Source organism: Vibrio sp. S9_S30, from assembly GCF_014694455.1.
GTDB lineage: Bacteria > Pseudomonadota > Gammaproteobacteria > Enterobacterales > Vibrionaceae > Vibrio.
Genome location: NZ_JAAUWT010000027.1, coordinates 25014 through 40005, shown reverse-complemented (window position 1 = coordinate 40005; position 14992 = coordinate 25014). Strand labels below are relative to the sequence as shown.

At 46.9% G+C, this 14992-nt stretch carries 17 protein-coding genes; 16 read left to right on the top strand and 1 reads right to left on the bottom strand.

Annotated features, from left to right (window positions below; all coding sequences use genetic code 11):
• Positions 1-792 precede the first annotated feature (792 nt).
• The 4 genes from HC752_RS21980 (at position 793) to HC752_RS21965 (ending at position 3786) form a co-directional block, all read left to right on the top strand.
• Positions 793-2022 (top strand): tyrosine-type recombinase/integrase, encoded by a 1230-nt coding sequence (locus tag HC752_RS21980; RefSeq protein ID WP_190337349.1) that lies wholly within the window; start codon positions 793-795, stop codon positions 2020-2022.
• A 149-nt stretch (positions 2023-2171) separates the two neighbouring features.
• Positions 2172-2432, top strand: a complete 261-nt coding sequence (locus tag HC752_RS21975; protein ID WP_190337348.1) for a hypothetical protein — start codon at positions 2172-2174, stop codon at positions 2430-2432.
• A gap of 485 nt (positions 2433-2917) precedes the next feature.
• Positions 2918-3442 carry a hypothetical protein gene (locus tag HC752_RS21970; protein WP_190337347.1) on the top strand — a complete coding sequence of 175 codons (525 nt, stop codon included), beginning with the start codon at positions 2918-2920 and terminating at the stop codon, positions 3440-3442.
• Positions 3442-3786, top strand: a complete 345-nt coding sequence (locus HC752_RS21965; protein ID WP_190337346.1) for a hypothetical protein — start codon at positions 3442-3444, stop codon at positions 3784-3786. The genes HC752_RS21970 and HC752_RS21965 overlap by 1 nt, the downstream gene beginning before the upstream one ends.
• A 23-nt stretch (positions 3787-3809) precedes the next feature.
• Here HC752_RS21965 and HC752_RS21960 read toward each other — a convergent pair whose 3' ends face one another.
• Entirely contained in the window at positions 3810-4379 is a 570-nt protein-coding gene (locus HC752_RS21960) for a S24 family peptidase (RefSeq protein WP_190337345.1), read from the bottom strand.
• A 463-nt stretch (positions 4380-4842) separates the two neighbouring features.
• Here HC752_RS21960 and HC752_RS21955 point away from each other — a divergent pair, with 463 nt between their 5' ends.
• The 12 genes from HC752_RS21955 (at position 4843) to HC752_RS21900 (ending at position 14975) form a co-directional block, all read left to right on the top strand.
• Entirely contained in the window at positions 4843-5424 is a 582-nt protein-coding gene (locus HC752_RS21955) for a hypothetical protein (protein ID WP_190337344.1), read from the top strand.
• Positions 5424-5567: a hypothetical protein gene (locus HC752_RS21950; RefSeq protein ID WP_190337343.1), complete on the top strand. Its 144-nt coding sequence runs from the start codon at positions 5424-5426 to the stop codon at positions 5565-5567. Before HC752_RS21955 ends, HC752_RS21950 begins: the two co-directional genes overlap by 1 nt.
• Before the next feature lie 2 nt (positions 5568-5569).
• Positions 5570-5767 carry a hypothetical protein gene (locus HC752_RS21945; RefSeq protein WP_190337342.1) on the top strand — a complete coding sequence of 66 codons (198 nt, stop codon included), beginning with the start codon at positions 5570-5572 and terminating at the stop codon, positions 5765-5767.
• Between the two features lie 8 nt (positions 5768-5775).
• Entirely contained in the window at positions 5776-6393 is a 618-nt protein-coding gene (locus HC752_RS21940; RefSeq protein ID WP_190337341.1) for a bacteriophage antitermination protein Q, read from the top strand.
• Positions 6394-6604: 211 nt separating this feature from the next.
• Positions 6605-6886 carry a hypothetical protein gene (locus HC752_RS21935; protein WP_190337340.1) on the top strand — a complete coding sequence of 94 codons (282 nt, stop codon included), beginning with the start codon at positions 6605-6607 and terminating at the stop codon, positions 6884-6886.
• 639 nt (positions 6887-7525) lie between these two features.
• A complete protein-coding gene (locus HC752_RS21930) occupies positions 7526-7963 on the top strand; it encodes a hypothetical protein (RefSeq protein ID WP_190337339.1) in 438 nt (145 codons plus the stop codon).
• A gap of 67 nt (positions 7964-8030) precedes the next feature.
• A complete protein-coding gene (locus tag HC752_RS21925) occupies positions 8031-8615 on the top strand; it encodes a DUF4875 domain-containing protein (protein WP_190337338.1) in 585 nt (194 codons plus the stop codon).
• Positions 8616-8718: 103 nt separating this feature from the next.
• Positions 8719-9255: a hypothetical protein gene (locus HC752_RS21920; protein WP_190337337.1), complete on the top strand. Its 537-nt coding sequence runs from the start codon at positions 8719-8721 to the stop codon at positions 9253-9255.
• A complete protein-coding gene (locus HC752_RS21915; RefSeq protein ID WP_190337336.1) occupies positions 9233-11302 on the top strand; it encodes a terminase gpA endonuclease subunit in 2070 nt (689 codons plus the stop codon). Before HC752_RS21920 ends, HC752_RS21915 begins: the two co-directional genes overlap by 23 nt.
• On the top strand, positions 11302-11523 hold the full coding sequence (locus HC752_RS21910) for a hypothetical protein (RefSeq protein ID WP_190337335.1): 222 nt from the start codon (positions 11302-11304) through the stop codon (positions 11521-11523). Before HC752_RS21915 ends, HC752_RS21910 begins: the two co-directional genes overlap by 1 nt.
• A 1-nt stretch (position 11524) precedes the next feature.
• Entirely contained in the window at positions 11525-12958 is a 1434-nt protein-coding gene (locus HC752_RS21905) for a phage portal protein (protein ID WP_190337334.1), read from the top strand.
• Positions 12945-14975: a head maturation protease, ClpP-related gene (locus HC752_RS21900; RefSeq protein ID WP_190337333.1), complete on the top strand. Its 2031-nt coding sequence runs from the start codon at positions 12945-12947 to the stop codon at positions 14973-14975. Before HC752_RS21905 ends, HC752_RS21900 begins: the two co-directional genes overlap by 14 nt.
• Positions 14976-14992: the final 17 nt, after the last annotated feature.

The window sequence follows — 14992 nt, the reverse complement described above, 5'->3', positions numbered from 1 at the left end:
AGAGTCACTGAATTACACTTTGTTTAAATGGGAAATGAGTGTTTATTAAACCCGTTATATATTCTCTTCATTCAGTGAAGGCTTTCGTGTGGGCGTTCGTAAACGCCCACACGAAAACCTTCACTGAATGAAGAGAATATATAACGGGTTTAATAAACACTCATTTCCCATTTAAACAAAGTGTAATTCAGTGACTCTAGTGTTACGGGCGGTTAAAGAGACAGGTGGGCACTAGGGGAAAAAGAGCAACCAAACACAGTCCGATGGTTGTTAGCGGTTGGTGTAAATCACAGAGAGCGTATGTTGGGGAAACTCTCGCGTGACACTCTGGCGAGAGGCATAGAGCGAGTAATATCCTCCTCTATTGATTTACGGTGCGTGGCTAGGAAGGAAGTCTTTGAAGCATGTATGGCTTACATGTGGAGGCTTTAAACACGCACAAGTAGAGAGAGACTACACACTGAATGATTCCTTTTCGACCCGACGGGCGTGATGGATGTTTTAGGTAAACCACTACCTGCGTATAGAGTAAAGAAGCTCGCGTGGGTAAGGGTTAATTTTACCTAAAATCAAGCCTTTCTCTCCTCTGAGCGTAATTAATCGCCGCTTGGATTCAACCTCTTTTCACAGCAACATAAATGACACATTAGGTTTTCTAATAGAAAAGGTCGAGTGATGGAGTTGTCTGATAGGAGCGGAGCGAGCCAGACAACTCCAGCGCTGACCCGGCGAGCGATAGCGAGGCTGCTTTAGTGCTGTGCTTACAAAGTTTGATGAACATCCAGAGGCTTTATGACTGAAATGATAAAGGTAGTCGAGTGTGACTTAACTGAGTCTGCAATCGAGCGGTACCAAAAAATAGAACACATCACAGAACTCAACTTTCATAACTTACCTTTACGCCTTCGTTTCTTGTCCGACCGCTCAAAAGCAAGCTGGTTTTTGACTGTCCGAGAGTCTGGTCGTGCTCGCTGGCGAAAGGTTGGCGCTTGGCCACTTATCCCCGCTAAAACGATGAAGAAAACACTACCAGAGATTGCGGCTCGGTATTCTTGCGGGGAAGACTTGAAAAGCATCACCGCCGATCACTTCACAACAGTGGGGCAAATGTTGGATTGGTATCGACAGAGAAATGAAACGGATAATCTCATTTCACAAGAAAGAAAAGTTCAAATCAGGAGTGTTATTAAACGTCATCTGCTCCCCGTTCTGGGCGGGAAAGAGTTAAGACAGTTGAACAAAGTGACCATCGAAAGTGAGTTTTTGTGGAAGCTCCAGGCGAATGGTTTTTCGCTGGCTACGTTAAAAAGCTATTTCAGCATATTAAGCCTAATATGCGACAAAGCCGCTGAGCTGGATTTAATCAACGTCAACCCATTGGCAACTATTCGATTCAAGGCATTAATAAAAAAGAAAATCCCGCACAAAGATGGAAAGCTTAAAGCTGGTCATATCCCTGAAATCCTCGACGCCATCGGAGGCGAGCACGACATCACAAAAGCACTGGTGTATATGATGCTTAGTCACGGCACAAGACAGGGAGAAACCCGCAAGGCACGGTGGTCACACATAGACCTCTCGAACATGACATGGTATTTGCCGTCGCAAGAGATCAAGACGAAAGAGCACGAACATACGCTCCCCATCACCAACGAAGTATTTGAATATTTAAAGCTACACCGTAACTTTTTAAAAGAGCAAGGATATGTGGGTGATTACATATTCCCCTCGAAATTCAACAGCTCTAATAGCCCACCAATCGGGAAATCCAAAGCATGTGCGCTTATCAGAACCTTTTCACAACGCAAATGGACATCCCACGACTTGAGAAAGTTATGTTCCAGCACTTGGACAGAGGAAGGAGAGGATTACTTGGTAATAAAGTTCCTGCTCAATCACCACATCCCCAAGCTCGACAAAACATACATTCAAGCTTATATCGAACCTCGCAAAAGAGAGACGCTAGAGCGCTGGCAGGCACATTTGAAGCAAGAAAAAAGTAAGACAATCGCAAGATGGTAAAACGAGACAGCAACTCACAACACCTTGAAAATACAGCCTATAGCTCATATTTGAGTACTAAACCCAGAGGAATGTATTTTAAAGCTTTAAATGTGAGTCTTCTTTGGTTATTCTAGTGTCGAAATTAAACGCAAAAGAGGAATTGGAAGGTGGAATCATATAAGTGTTCAAGCTTCAACTGGTCGGGCATCGGGCTAATACAGCCCAGTTTCAGGAATGGTGTGCGTCATTCTGACAAAGGCATAAAAGCCTTGAATTTGGCGATAGATGAGCTTACCAAAGACATTGCCAACATTATGGCGGAGCCTTTGACTTGTAAGAATGTCGAAAGAAAGAAGTTTCTTGATGGTCAATTATCCGGGTTAATTTTGGCGCGTGAACTGATTTGGGGGAAGCAATGCAAAGCCTAATCAATCTTAAACCTACGCCCCGCCTAGTGCATGCCTTGGTTGAGTGCGCAATCGCCGGGGCGATAATCGGCTGGGGAGCCATTGAATTTTATGGTGTGGTTGCTGCTAGGTTTGCGGGTTAAGTCATGGAGATTATGAGTTGCTTTTTCTTAAAAACTTTTTGTGAAAATGTCCATGTTAGAGCTTCTCTAAGCGCTTCAGAGGGCGCGTGCCTGCCGTCGGTCTCAAGGGTTGGCGGTGAGCCTGCCGCCCCTCTGGGGGCGTCTGGCGAAGTTTGAAAGGTACTGTGAACCATAATCAAACGATTGGCGGAGGTAAGACGCCGAGTTTAGAAAATTTTGACGGTTTACATGGGGATAAGCAGCACCCCAGCTAAGTATCTGATTTTTCTAAATATCAAACTCCGCTTGCTGATCAAATTTGTGCACGCTAAGTGATCAATAGAATGATCGTTGTGATCCTCAATTCAACACCAAGGTTTAGCTATGAATCGACTCGAAAAACTGCAACAACTATTGCAATCCGCCACCGCCGCCGTGACAGTGAATAACGTTCACTTAGCAAACGTCACTGGGTTCAGTCGCCCCTCGATCTCCGAAGCCATACGAAGTGGTAAAATAAACGACCGAATGAATCGCACGTTAGATTTTATCGATCTTTTCATTCACGCCTACGGCATCGCCGATCTTTGGCAATTTGCAGAAAATCAAGAAATCCAACTAGAAACCACGATAGCCGAATGGGCATCCCCAAAGCTGGATAAAATGCTCAACGCTCGCAAGGTATTGGAAGAAAACCCGCTTGATATCGTGGACGTCTATGGCGTGACAGAAGTTCCCGACTGGCTCCCTTTACAGCTACAAGACCAAGCCCACAAATTGACTGATAGCCAATTACGGCAAGTCGTCGAAATTGGCGAAATTTCCCAACAAGGTGCGGTTGGTGCATTCAAAGAATTCATAAAAAATTCGTCAGGAATCGACGCGAGTGAAGGAAAGGAAGCTGCCTAATGACCGACACTATCGCCCCATACTTAGAAGAATTTCACGACAGTGAAGCCAGTCAGTTACAAAACGCCCTAGCGCGAGTAAAGCACCTAGAAAACTTATTGGGGCAAAGTGACATAGAGAAAGCACTCATCGAAACGAACGCCGAATTGCAAGCACAATTAAATCAGGCACAAAACAAAATTGGTTATCAAGACAAGCGATACAGTGCGCAATGCACAATCACTGAGCAGAAGCAAAACACCATCAACCGCCTGACAGATCAGGCGGCAAAGCATCAGCAAAAAACGGGTAAGTTAGAATCAGAATTGCAGGCATTGGGCGCACTGCTAGTGAAAAAACGTTAAAAAAATCGTCAGAATTCGACGCGCTAACCGTTGCCAACCCAACCAACAACGCGCCCAACCACCTCACCTTTCTCGATGGTTTCAAACTCATTATTGGCAGGGATAAACGCCCCACGGTATTTACGCCTAAAATGAAAAGCGCCGCCCGCCTTAACAATTACCAAAGTATCATCGTTCACCGACTTCATAGGCTCCACAATGATATGGCAGCCGACAGGAAAGTTAGTTAAGAAATCCGTCGAAATCATTGAAGCATCACGCACCTTAAGTGCATAGCTCTCAATCTTAGTGCCGTTCGGGTAAAACACAGTACCTTGCGCGTTTGGATCATCACCGTCCAAATCCGTCCAGCGTAGAACAGGCACGTTTTTCGTGTGGTAGCCGTGTGTTTCCTCGCTTTCCATGCGGGTTACAAACTCACCCAAAGTCACGTTCATTTTCTTCAAAGCACGTATTAGCACTTGAGTGGGCAAATCCCCTTCACCCTGCTCAAATCTGCCAACAGTTGCGCGGCTTGCAATACCGGAAAAATCATTTTGTTTCATGTTCTTAGATTTGCGGATTGCAGCAAATACCTTGTGTGCTTCTGGCATAATAAATTCCTATATCCTAGCGCCGAATCAAGCAAGAACGCGCAAACTAAAAATGCCACGCGTTACAAGCCAAACCAGTGCCAATATGCACGCGCCGAAGCCGTGCGGGTTACCTCTCAACAAATAAAAAATAGCGTCAGACGATGATAAAAAGCGCCGCAAAAGCAACGTTACAAAAAATTATATTTATGGTGGTTAACTAGATTATAAAGCATCCCCGACCATTAAGAACGGTTTAAGAGCGTTTTTTAACGTTAAATTCATTGTATGCCACAAAAGACAGCCATTTGACGTCCGAGTCAGGACACAAGCGCTCACATACCACCCTTGCAAAAGAATCCGACCAACATCAAAACAATCTACAAACCCGCGCAATATAAGCTATCCAAAGCGATAATCATTGGCTAAAATAATGACTCATATATGAGCTATATCCTTTAAATGTCAGTTGAGGGACTCTTAAATGAGTAATATTGAAAAAGACGAAGCCGAAATAATCATTCGACACACCAAAAACTGGTTTATGACCAGCCAAGAAAACGCGCCCAGCTTTGCGACCGACATTCTAGCCCCCAGGCTAAAAAACATCGCACCCAGCGATTGCGCAGAAGAATACGCAAAATGGAAAGGTAGTCTTTCCCGGCAAGTGAACAGATACCTATCCGGTGAGCACAATTTCCCCTTGCAGTGGAAGCACACATGGCTGGACTGTCTGCCAAAAAGGCACAAAGAAAGCGCATTAAAAGAAATCCACGCCATGCACGGATTTATCGATACTTTGCCGCCATTGGAAGGTGCAAAAACGTGCAATGCCAATCTAGAAAAAATACTAAATCTGGTATCCGAAGCGGTCGCCAATGCCAAGCCGACGCACGATGGAATCTACGACGAAAACGACGGGCAAGAAGAATCAAACCAATGGATTGATTGCCTGTTGAGTGTCGCCGCCGCGTGTGTCGATGAATCAAGAAAAGTACACAAAGGCACTGGCGCAGTCGGCACCCGGCACAACATAAGCAGGTTTAACTTAGACGGAGAAAGTTAATGATCGAATTCTTTGCCTTTATCACTCACGACGTATGGACGTTTTCAGGGGTAACAGTGTTCACGTTCCTGACGATTGCCGCAGTTGGGTTTTCCATTCACGCCATTCTAATGGGGTGGCGTGGTCAAAAGCTTGAGGGTTAATAATGCCGATTAAAACAGCCAATGATCTAGACATACCCGCTTGCTCAATGTGTGGCGACGAAAACTGCATCAACGACGCGCACTGGGGATGGATATGTGCCGATTGCAAAGATGAATACGACGAAATAGAGCGAACAACTGACTGGGACGCATACGAAGAAAGAAAGCGCCGACGAATCGAAGAAAGCAACGAATATTAAGAGATAACATGATCAGCGAATACGACATCTTAGACGAAGCCGACATCTTAGACCAAAGCCGTGAACTGATCATGGAAGCCCTGGCCGACTGGCAGCCGCCGCGCAATGAAGACGGAAGCCAGCGGGCGATCTTCAACGTTAATGCCCCCAAACGAACCGCTAACGACAACGAACGACAGCCAGAAATACTCAATGCAACAGACACCCGCCGTAAAGGCACATCAAAACTCAATTGTTCCGAGTACGTATTCGATCACCTTAGAATAAAACGCATCATTAACGAAATGCCGGGGCATCTTGGGAAATGGCTTCTCTACCGTTACGGGGAAAGCCATCACAGCGAACACTTACCCCAATTGATTGAAGTCGTGATCAGCGAACTAGGCGATCAACCCAAACAACAGCGCACCGCTGAAAAAGTCGAAAAGCTCGTAACAAAAAGGCTGATCAATGAGCGTGAATTCGTCGAACTCAGAACAAAAGACCTATTCGAAGCCATCGGAGTATCAAAAAGCGTTTATTTCCGACGTTATCAAAAAACCAATGAATCACTAAATGAACACGTTCAAGCCTTAGATACCAAGGCTTTGCAAGAATTTGGTTATGCATATTTGACTCAAATATGAGCCTTGATCATCGTTCCGTAGCGCGCAAATAACTCAAATGTGAGTCATATCACTTGATAAAAGGGGACTCTTTACGGTAGTATTTTCCCATCGTCGGGAAATCCATTAGCCGACGCAGCCAACTGACAAGCTTGAACCAGCCCCTTACATTTTGTTTGGGGCTTTTTTTTACCGTCCTGCTTACTCCTCTCCTAATTAAAACGGATGCTGTATGTTTACAAACGACCAAGAGACAAACAGCTTTTGGGTGTTTGTAGCTTTATTTATCATTGCGCGCGTGGGGGCTCTATTGAAATCTGCCGAGAAAATCCCCCCTCAAGTTTTTATAGGGGAGCTGTGCGTCGCCAGCGCATTAGCGTTTGCATCGTGGCACTTTGGGTTAATGCAGGGCATGACATTCAGCCAAACGGTGGTATACGGAATAGGCGCATCACTGGGCCATATCCACATATTTAAATTTATTGCGCAGCAATCCATCAAGCGGGGCAGCTAGTTATTGACACGGATATGCACATTTATGACAATGGTTGTGCGCTGGCAAAATCCAGCGCCGAGATTGGAAACCTCGAAACATATGTACCAACCACAACTTAAAGGCTGTGCATTTCTGCACACCTATTCTATGGTGGGTTAGAACGGGGCTGCTTCGGCAGGCCGTCGGTACATAGCGGTAGTTTCCAACCTCGTTCTGGCTTGCCACCCAAGATTGGAAACCTTGGATGGCTTAAGTTCACCTAACTAAGGTCATCATATGTACTTACTTATCAAAGCTGCACACCCCATAGGGTTCCGCACAAAAAACAAACATATTCAGACATAAAAGCCTGACGATACCGCATTGGTGTTAACAGGCTTTTTTGCTTTTTAGGTTTGACCAAAAGGGAAGCCCCCATTTAAGCGGCTGGGAAACCAGTCATAAACAACGTTGGTAAAATTCGGCTTCCTTTTTCTCGGCTGGTAACCGAGCGGCTAGAACGCTCAAGCCAGTACACCCAATGTATATCACTTGTAATATACACAACACGCAAAGGCGTGCGGGTTCGCTCATCCTAAAAAAAACATTTTTATGTAGTGGCGCGTGCAGAGCTGCCACGGGCAACATGGCGTTGCATTCAAACACGGAGCTAGGTCAATGGTACACGGCGCATTATCACCATCGCATTTAAAAGATGCCTGCTTTCTAGTGGGCAAAGCCTACGGCGTTAAAAACCTAGGGCGGCTACTACACGAAATCACCCTGATAGAATCCGGCGGCGGGCTAGAAAAAAGCCAGTTCGGTGGGGTGTGTTCAATTTCTCACGGTCTTTTTTCACTCATGCAGCACCACAGTGGCTTTTATGAGTACAGAAAAGAGATCCAAAAGGCGTTTAATATCGACATCAGAAAGGTGCGGTTCGCCCAGCTTGCGACAAATCCGACACTGTCGCTTATCGTCGCAGGTGCTTGGGTGTTGGCAAACGTAGGCAGTATTCCCAAAAAACGAATTGCGCGAGCCAAGCTATACAATAAGTGGTGGCGTAGTTTCCCGCTTCAAAATTATATGGAGCGCACAAAACCCACGCCGAGTTAGTGACTAGGCTCGATCTCCATTGCCTGCATGTATATGGTTTGTGTTTTATATAAACACGAGTTGGTAAATGGAAAAGTTAATCGGTAAAGGCTTAAAGTGGGCAGCAATGTTAATCATTTTGGTCATTGCGACGTTTGTTATTCTTCACAAATCGGCAACCATTCCCGAAGGGTTAAAAGGGAAGGAAATAAGCTATCGGATTTTTTACACAGATCGAGAGAAAAACGGCAAGCAAGAAATAGTGACAGCCTACGCCACCATGTCGGCGAACAGCAGTGCAGAACAGCGCATGGCGGTCGCGGCAAAAGTGGCTTTCGACCTTAAGCAAGAAAAATGGGCGGATGTATTCGAAGTTCGGGTACATGCCGACGACCAAGAATTTAAGGGTACTAGTTATGGTATCTTGTCGGAAGCTTATTTGTATTCGAAAGGTTGCGGATACTCAGGGAAAGAATGCGATGGAATTCATTGGGAAATATCATCAACTACCCAAGCCCCTGCCACTGACATGCAAAAAGCCATTAATGTGCTTTGGGCAAAAAATAGATCACGATTTCAGCATGATGGGGTAACACAAGAAGATGCATTGAAAGGCTTTATCGCCCATCAATTGAAGATTGAACAATCAGATGTGTCTTTATTTTCTAAATAACTTAGTAATATAAATAAATTATTAATTTAATAACAAAAGCATAGAAGCCACCCACGCGGTGGCTTTTTTTATGCCTCACGTTCACGCATAGGAGGCGCGCTCTATGACCTCCAAATACGCAATGAATAAGTCGGAGGCGGCAAAGTATTGGGGTAAATCGCCCAACACCATCAAAAAAGTGATTGAACAAAACAACGTTAAACCCTGCGGCAAAGACGCACGCGGAAACGAAGTTTACGAATGTAAAGACCTTGCGCCTTTCCTAGTCGATGCCCGGAAAACGTCACGGCGTCGAAATAAAACGCTTAGTGAAAGCCAAATCAATGAAATTCAAGAGTTGCTCGATCAATTTGGCTCTATGAAAGAGTTTAAAGAATACGAAATGGCAATCACCCAGCAAATGAAGCGCAAGCAAGATATGAAACAGCTAGTGCAGTCAAATGATGTTGTCACCGTGTGGGGCGGCACCTTTGCCATGTTGTTTAAGAAACTCAGGCAAATCACCACCGAGGTGGAACGGATTAGCCCCGAATGGTCGGCAAAGCAATCCGAGCGCCTAGACAGCAAACTGCAAACCATCGGCAAAGAAATCACTAAGAAAGGGCAGGAATACGCTGATGAGTTACAAAAGCATCTCTGAGGTAATGGCAGAAGCCATTGAAGTCACCGAAGCGGAAGATATTGGCCCAGTAGAAGCTTGCGATAAATATCTTTTCATCGCCGACACGGGCGGAGTCGTAAAATTCGATTCGTCCATCGCCCCTTATATGCGTAAGCCGTTAGAGAGAGCGTTTAGCCGTCAATGCCGAGAGTTGATTTTGATGGGGTCGGCACGTTCTACAAAAACCAAAACCTTATTAGATGGCGTGGTGTTTTACCGCGTCTGGCAAAATCCTTGCGATCTGCTTTTGATCTTCGCAACGCAAAAAACCGCGCACGGTTATTCCGATAAAGAGCTGGGGCGAATGGTGCGAAACACGGAGCCATTACAAAAGCTAAAAACGGGAAACCGCCACGACGATGGCATTGAGCGCAAGCGGTTTAAGAATGAAGCCACGGTCACCATCAACTCACCCACGAATGACGCTCTATCGGCGCAAGGTTACGGGGTGGTGATTTTTACCGACTACGACCGTTCAGAAGACAACGGCACCGGAGCCGGAGGCACAGAAGGGGATAAATTCGGGCGGGGCGCAAAGCGAACCCTGCAAGCGGGTAGTGATGGCGTGACCATCGCAGAAGCGTCGCCGTCCCGAACCCCAATACGAGATCAAGAAGGGCTCAAACCTCACCAAGCCCCAAGAGCGGCAGGCATCACCGCGCTATATAACGACGGCACCTGTGAGGTGTGGTATTGGCAGTGTCCACACTGCGGAAAGTGGTTTGCTGATAAATGGGAATGCCTAGAGTGGGAGCCCGGAAAAGCAAGCACTGTACAAGTAGTATGCCCACATTGTGGGAAAGGCACTAAACCCGATGCGAAATACGACATCAATCTGAGTGGGGATTACATGTTCCCCGGTGAAGTTGATGAAAAAGGCAACCGCTTATCGATTGCCCTCCCGAACCTTTACCGATCCAGTTTTTGGTTTGAAGGGCTATGCGCTTCTTTTAATGATTGGGGCGACATGGTTGAGGAATACATTAAAGCGGTTGAGCATTACGATCAGTTTGGCGACGAATCGAAACTGCAAGTGTTTTTCAATACTACTGTAGGGCGACCTTATACCCCGAAAGCGATTGATTCGGAGTTGAGCGGCGACCGCCTACAAGAACGCGCCACCGAGTTTCAATTACCGCAGGGCATTGCGCCAGCAGATACTCGCTTTTTATTGGCAACCATAGATGTGCAAGGCGGGGCAAACAGTCGCTTTGATGTTCAGGTCCACGCATTTACAGAAAACTGCCAATGGCAACCGATAGACCGCTTTCACATTCTGTTAAACGAAGAGCGCAAAGTCGCAGGCGAACCCCAGCGAGTTCAACCTCACGTTTATGTAGAAGATTGGTTTCCCATCATCAAACGGGTGATCAACAAAGAATACGCCATCGACGGTACAGAATTAACCATCGTTCCACGGTTAACATTGTGTGACTCCGGTGGTTCAGACAACGCCGAAGGTGAAGGAAACACCACGTTTCACGCCTATCAGTTTTACCGTGAATTGCAGCAAAGAGGGCTACACAGCCGCTTGATGTTGGTAAAAGGTAACCCGCGCGCATTCCGTGAAAAGGAATGGGATGGTTGGACAAAAATAAGTGAGCCGGATTCATCCAGCGATCACCCTATGGCAGCCCGTGGTGATATTCCTCTACTCAATATCAACACAAATGTGGTTAAGAGTTCCGTCTATTCCTCAATGATGAATGAAGATTCAGCCAGCCCTCGCTTTTTCCGCCCGCCATTTTGGGCAAAGCAGGACTGGTACAACGGGTTGTTGTCCGAAGAAAAAGACGACAAAGGTCGCTGGTTCTGCCCCAAAGGCAAAAACAACGAACCGTTCGATCATGCCCAGTACGCGTTTGCTGGGCTTTGGCATATCCGAGCCATGGCAATTGATTGGAACAAGCCGCCGAATTGGGCAGCGCCTTTAAACGTCAACGTCAACGTGAGCCAAAAAGGCGAACACACCACTGTATCTAAACCGCGCAAGCGCAAACGCGTCATTTCAAGAGGATTAAGTTAATGACTCAACTGGAACAACTCCGGCAACGATTGACGGAGTATGAAAGCACTGAGCGTGAAATCCTCAAAGAGGGGCAAAAGGTCAGAGACGAAGACGACCGAGAGCTGCAACGCGCCAGCCTAAAGCAAGTGCAAGACGGCATCCGAGAAACCAGATCCTCTATTGCTCGCTTAACGACATCAAGAAAGCCGCGCACGCGACAATATCGACCAAAGGTGTGATATGGGAATCATTCAAAAAATACCTTGGCTTGGGAAGAAACTCTCTGCCAACTATGAGGCGTTACGCCCCAAAAGCGGCAAGCGTCCACCTAAGTCTAACAAACACGCCTCTGAGCTGGCGCGAGTTAGCCAGTTACCGCTGGCGCAACAGGCGAGATACTTTGAAGAGAATTATCCGATCGTTGCCACTGCATTGGACGAGCTGGGAAAGTGTGTGATTGGAGCCGATGGGCTGATTGTTCAACCCCAGCCCAAACGGCGTGATGGTACGGTCGATAACGAATTAGCAAAACAGATTCAGCGAGCTTACGAAAACGCCGGCCCAACATGGTGCATGGACGGTCGAACCTCACGCGCTGACAGCGAACTGCTTTTACTGCGCGCCACTGTACGAGACGGAGAGGCATTTTCAAGGGTTTACGAACACGGCGACCACCCCTATTTAGGGCGTGTCCCCTTTGGGATAGAGCCGTTTGAATGTGACCACATACCCGCCGATTTATCCGACAGTAAAAAGAACATTGTAAACGGGGTTCAGCTCGGCGCGTACAACCGAACCGAGGGCTATTACTTTGTGCCGGATTTGTCCGCGTTTTCACAAAAGCCCCTGTTTATTGAAGTGAACCAAATTCTACACCCTAAGCACAGTACCCGAATTGGTGCGTTACGGGGTATATCCAAGTTAGCCCCGGCATTACTGACCATTCACAACTTAAAAGAGTACGAAGACGCTGTCAGGCTTGGACGATTGGTGGCAGCACGTATCGTGCTAATCCACAAAAAGAATAAGCAAAAACATGTAGATGAACAGGGTGAAGATGACGACTACGACGAACCGCTGACTTTCGACCATGGCAATGTAATTGAAGCAAATAAGGATGACGATTTCGACACGTTGGAATCTGGAAAAGGGTCGGAAAGTTCCGATATTCACATTCAGCACCAACAACGGAGTATTACGGGCGCGGCAGGGGTGAATAACTCGGCTGTGACCGGGATTTACAACAAGTCGTATTCCGCTCAGCGGCAAGAAATGATCGACCGTTGGGCGGGTTACATCATGTTACGAGCGTTGATGATTCGCCACCACGTGCGCCCCGCGTATGAGCGGTGGTTAAGCGCGGCGATCATCAGTGGTGTGATTGTCCCCCCGCGTGATCTCGATTGGGAAACGCTGTACGACGTCACATTTACAGGGCCAGTAATGCCGTGGATAGACCCATACAAAGAGGCGATGTCCATCAAGATGTTGAATGAAATCGGCATGTTGCCGCTCACCAAAGCATTAGCCGAAAGAGGGTTGAACGTGAGCAGCATTCTGGAAATGTACAAAACCGAGAAAGACGAGATTGAAGCCCTAGAGCTCACCGACTTTCTGGGGGTGATTACTGAAACGCTAACCAACCAAAAAGGCAACGACGATGCCAAAGAATAACGAAAGCAAACCAAGCTGGTACAAATTGAAAGCGTCCGCCGAAAGCGTGACGCTTTTTTTGTATGGCGACATTGGGCGCTGGGATATTTCGTCTCAGGTGATGCTCAATGAATTGTACGCCCATGGTGACAAAGACCTCACGATTCGATTTCACACTGATGGTGGTGAAGTAGACGAAGGCTGGGCAATTTACGCCGCGCTTAAAGATTACAAAGGACGCATCACCGGAATTGTTGATTCCGTTTGTGCCTCAATCAGTACCGCCATTTTGATGGCGTGTGATGAACGATTGATTAGACCCACGGCGCGCATTATGTATCACGAGTGCCACGGATGGGCGCACGGCAGAGCGTCAGAAATGCGCGCTCGTGCCGATGAAGCCGAAATCATTAATGATCAAATGATGTCTACGTTTGCCAGTAAAACAGGCAAATCAGAAGAAGAAATTAGAGAAAGCGTGGCGCATTCGGATCGTTGGCTCAGTGCTCAAACCGCCGTGGATGAGGGTTTCTGTACAGGGATTTACGACAACGAAACCGACAGCCTAGAGGCGTCACTTTCTGACGCGCCAAAACTGAAAAATTTGAAAGCATTTAACGCGCCTGAGCCACTGGTAGCAAAGTGGCAAGACAACGGCGATATGGAAGACGGTGGCGAACCGCCAACCGAACCCGAAACAACGCACACCCCTAACAAACTGACAGCAGGAAACGAACTAATGCCAGATCCAACAGTAGAAGATTTTAAGAAACAAGAAAAAGATCGCCGCAGCGGCATTACCGCCCTGTTTGCTAAACACCCAAAAGCCGCCAAGCTCAAAGCGCAATGCCTGGAAGATATGGACATCGACATCGAGAGCGCCCGTATTAAGTTACTGGCGTTCTTAGAGCCACAACCCGATGGTGATAATGGCAATCCAGAAGGGGGCAACCCTCAATCCCCAGCCCCTGCGGGTGTGGTGGTAACGGCGTTAACCGCCACCGCCGCAAATGAAAATCTGAGCAACTACTTTGGTGCTCGTCTTAACGCATGTAAGTGGGATGAGAACAACCCGTATCGCCATATGAGTGCCACCGAAGCCCTGCGCGCTCATGCGGTTTATGTGGGTGACACAGCAGCCACTCAAATGCCTAAGAAAAAGCTAGTTGCCCATGCGTTCACCAATAACACCCATTCGCTGGGTGAAATCATGGAAACGCATGTGGGCGCGTTGATCATTAACGAAGTGGCGAATCTGGAATCATGGCACGCGCCGTTGGTAAAACGCCAGCCCATGAAATTTGGCACCAATGACATTTTGTTCATGAATGACCTTGGTAAGCCAGATGTGAAAACCGAAGGCGGTAAGTTTACTCAAATCAAGCTAAAAGCCGATGGTGACACAGCGGTGCTCTCTACATTGGGTTACGAAATTCAAGTGAGTCGTGAACTTATCATGAGCGATAAGTTTGATTTTATCACATCTCAAGTTCAAAAAGCGGTGCGAAACTGTGCTCAAGTGCCAGCGGATTCCTTGATTAAGTTGCTGACCACCAATCCAAACCTAAAGGATGGGAAAAAGCTATTCAGTAAAACAGCAGAGAACGAAGTGGATGGGCTGATTGACCAAACAACCCTCGCCAAAATGTCGGGTGTAATGGCAGATGCCAAAACCAGTGAAGGTAACCCGCTGTACTTGAATCCTGAAACGTATCTAACGTCGAATCAACGTGCCAAGACAGCTAGCGCGCTTATCAAAGCGGAAACCATCAAAGACGAACCAAATGAAGCGTTTGAAGCGTTCAACCGTGTTCAGGGTTTGGCTGATTTGGCGGGAATGGATGTTGCTTTTGCCTTTGCTAACAATGACCATATTTCGTTTGTGGAAGGTTACCACGAAGACGCCGACGGCGTTCAGGTAGAAACCAAAGAAGAATGGAAATCCGACGGGGCAACGGTGCGTATCTACATAGACTCGGTTATCAAAGCGGTATGCCGCAAAGGGGTAATGAAGCAAAACATTAAAGCCCCTGCTTAACCATATCGTACATAGTT

What these genes read in the sequence shown, in the direction of transcription:
- HC752_RS21930 (WP_190337339.1), top strand. Translation starts at nt 7,526, where the DNA reads ATGGTACACGGCGCATTATCACCATCGCATTTAAAAGATGCCTGCTTT.
- HC752_RS21970 (WP_190337347.1), top strand. Translation starts at nt 2,918, where the DNA reads ATGAATCGACTCGAAAAACTGCAACAACTATTGCAATCCGCCACCGCC.
- HC752_RS21920 (WP_190337337.1), top strand. Translation starts at nt 8,719, where the DNA reads ATGACCTCCAAATACGCAATGAATAAGTCGGAGGCGGCAAAGTATTGG.
- HC752_RS21940 (WP_190337341.1), top strand. Translation starts at nt 5,776, where the DNA reads ATGATCAGCGAATACGACATCTTAGACGAAGCCGACATCTTAGACCAA.
- HC752_RS21955 (WP_190337344.1), top strand. Translation starts at nt 4,843, where the DNA reads ATGAGTAATATTGAAAAAGACGAAGCCGAAATAATCATTCGACACACC.
- HC752_RS21960 (WP_190337345.1), bottom strand. Translation starts at nt 4,379, where the DNA reads ATGCCAGAAGCACACAAGGTATTTGCTGCAATCCGCAAATCTAAGAAC.
- HC752_RS21945 (WP_190337342.1), top strand. Translation starts at nt 5,570, where the DNA reads ATGCCGATTAAAACAGCCAATGATCTAGACATACCCGCTTGCTCAATG.
- HC752_RS21950 (WP_190337343.1), top strand. Translation starts at nt 5,424, where the DNA reads ATGATCGAATTCTTTGCCTTTATCACTCACGACGTATGGACGTTTTCA.
- HC752_RS21910 (WP_190337335.1), top strand. Translation starts at nt 11,302, where the DNA reads ATGACTCAACTGGAACAACTCCGGCAACGATTGACGGAGTATGAAAGC.
- HC752_RS21925 (WP_190337338.1), top strand. Translation starts at nt 8,031, where the DNA reads ATGGAAAAGTTAATCGGTAAAGGCTTAAAGTGGGCAGCAATGTTAATC.
- HC752_RS21935 (WP_190337340.1), top strand. Translation starts at nt 6,605, where the DNA reads ATGTTTACAAACGACCAAGAGACAAACAGCTTTTGGGTGTTTGTAGCT.
- HC752_RS21915 (WP_190337336.1), top strand. Translation starts at nt 9,233, where the DNA reads ATGAGTTACAAAAGCATCTCTGAGGTAATGGCAGAAGCCATTGAAGTC.
- HC752_RS21905 (WP_190337334.1), top strand. Translation starts at nt 11,525, where the DNA reads ATGGGAATCATTCAAAAAATACCTTGGCTTGGGAAGAAACTCTCTGCC.
- HC752_RS21900 (WP_190337333.1), top strand. Translation starts at nt 12,945, where the DNA reads ATGCCAAAGAATAACGAAAGCAAACCAAGCTGGTACAAATTGAAAGCG.
- HC752_RS21980 (WP_190337349.1), top strand. Translation starts at nt 793, where the DNA reads ATGACTGAAATGATAAAGGTAGTCGAGTGTGACTTAACTGAGTCTGCA.
- HC752_RS21965 (WP_190337346.1), top strand. Translation starts at nt 3,442, where the DNA reads ATGACCGACACTATCGCCCCATACTTAGAAGAATTTCACGACAGTGAA.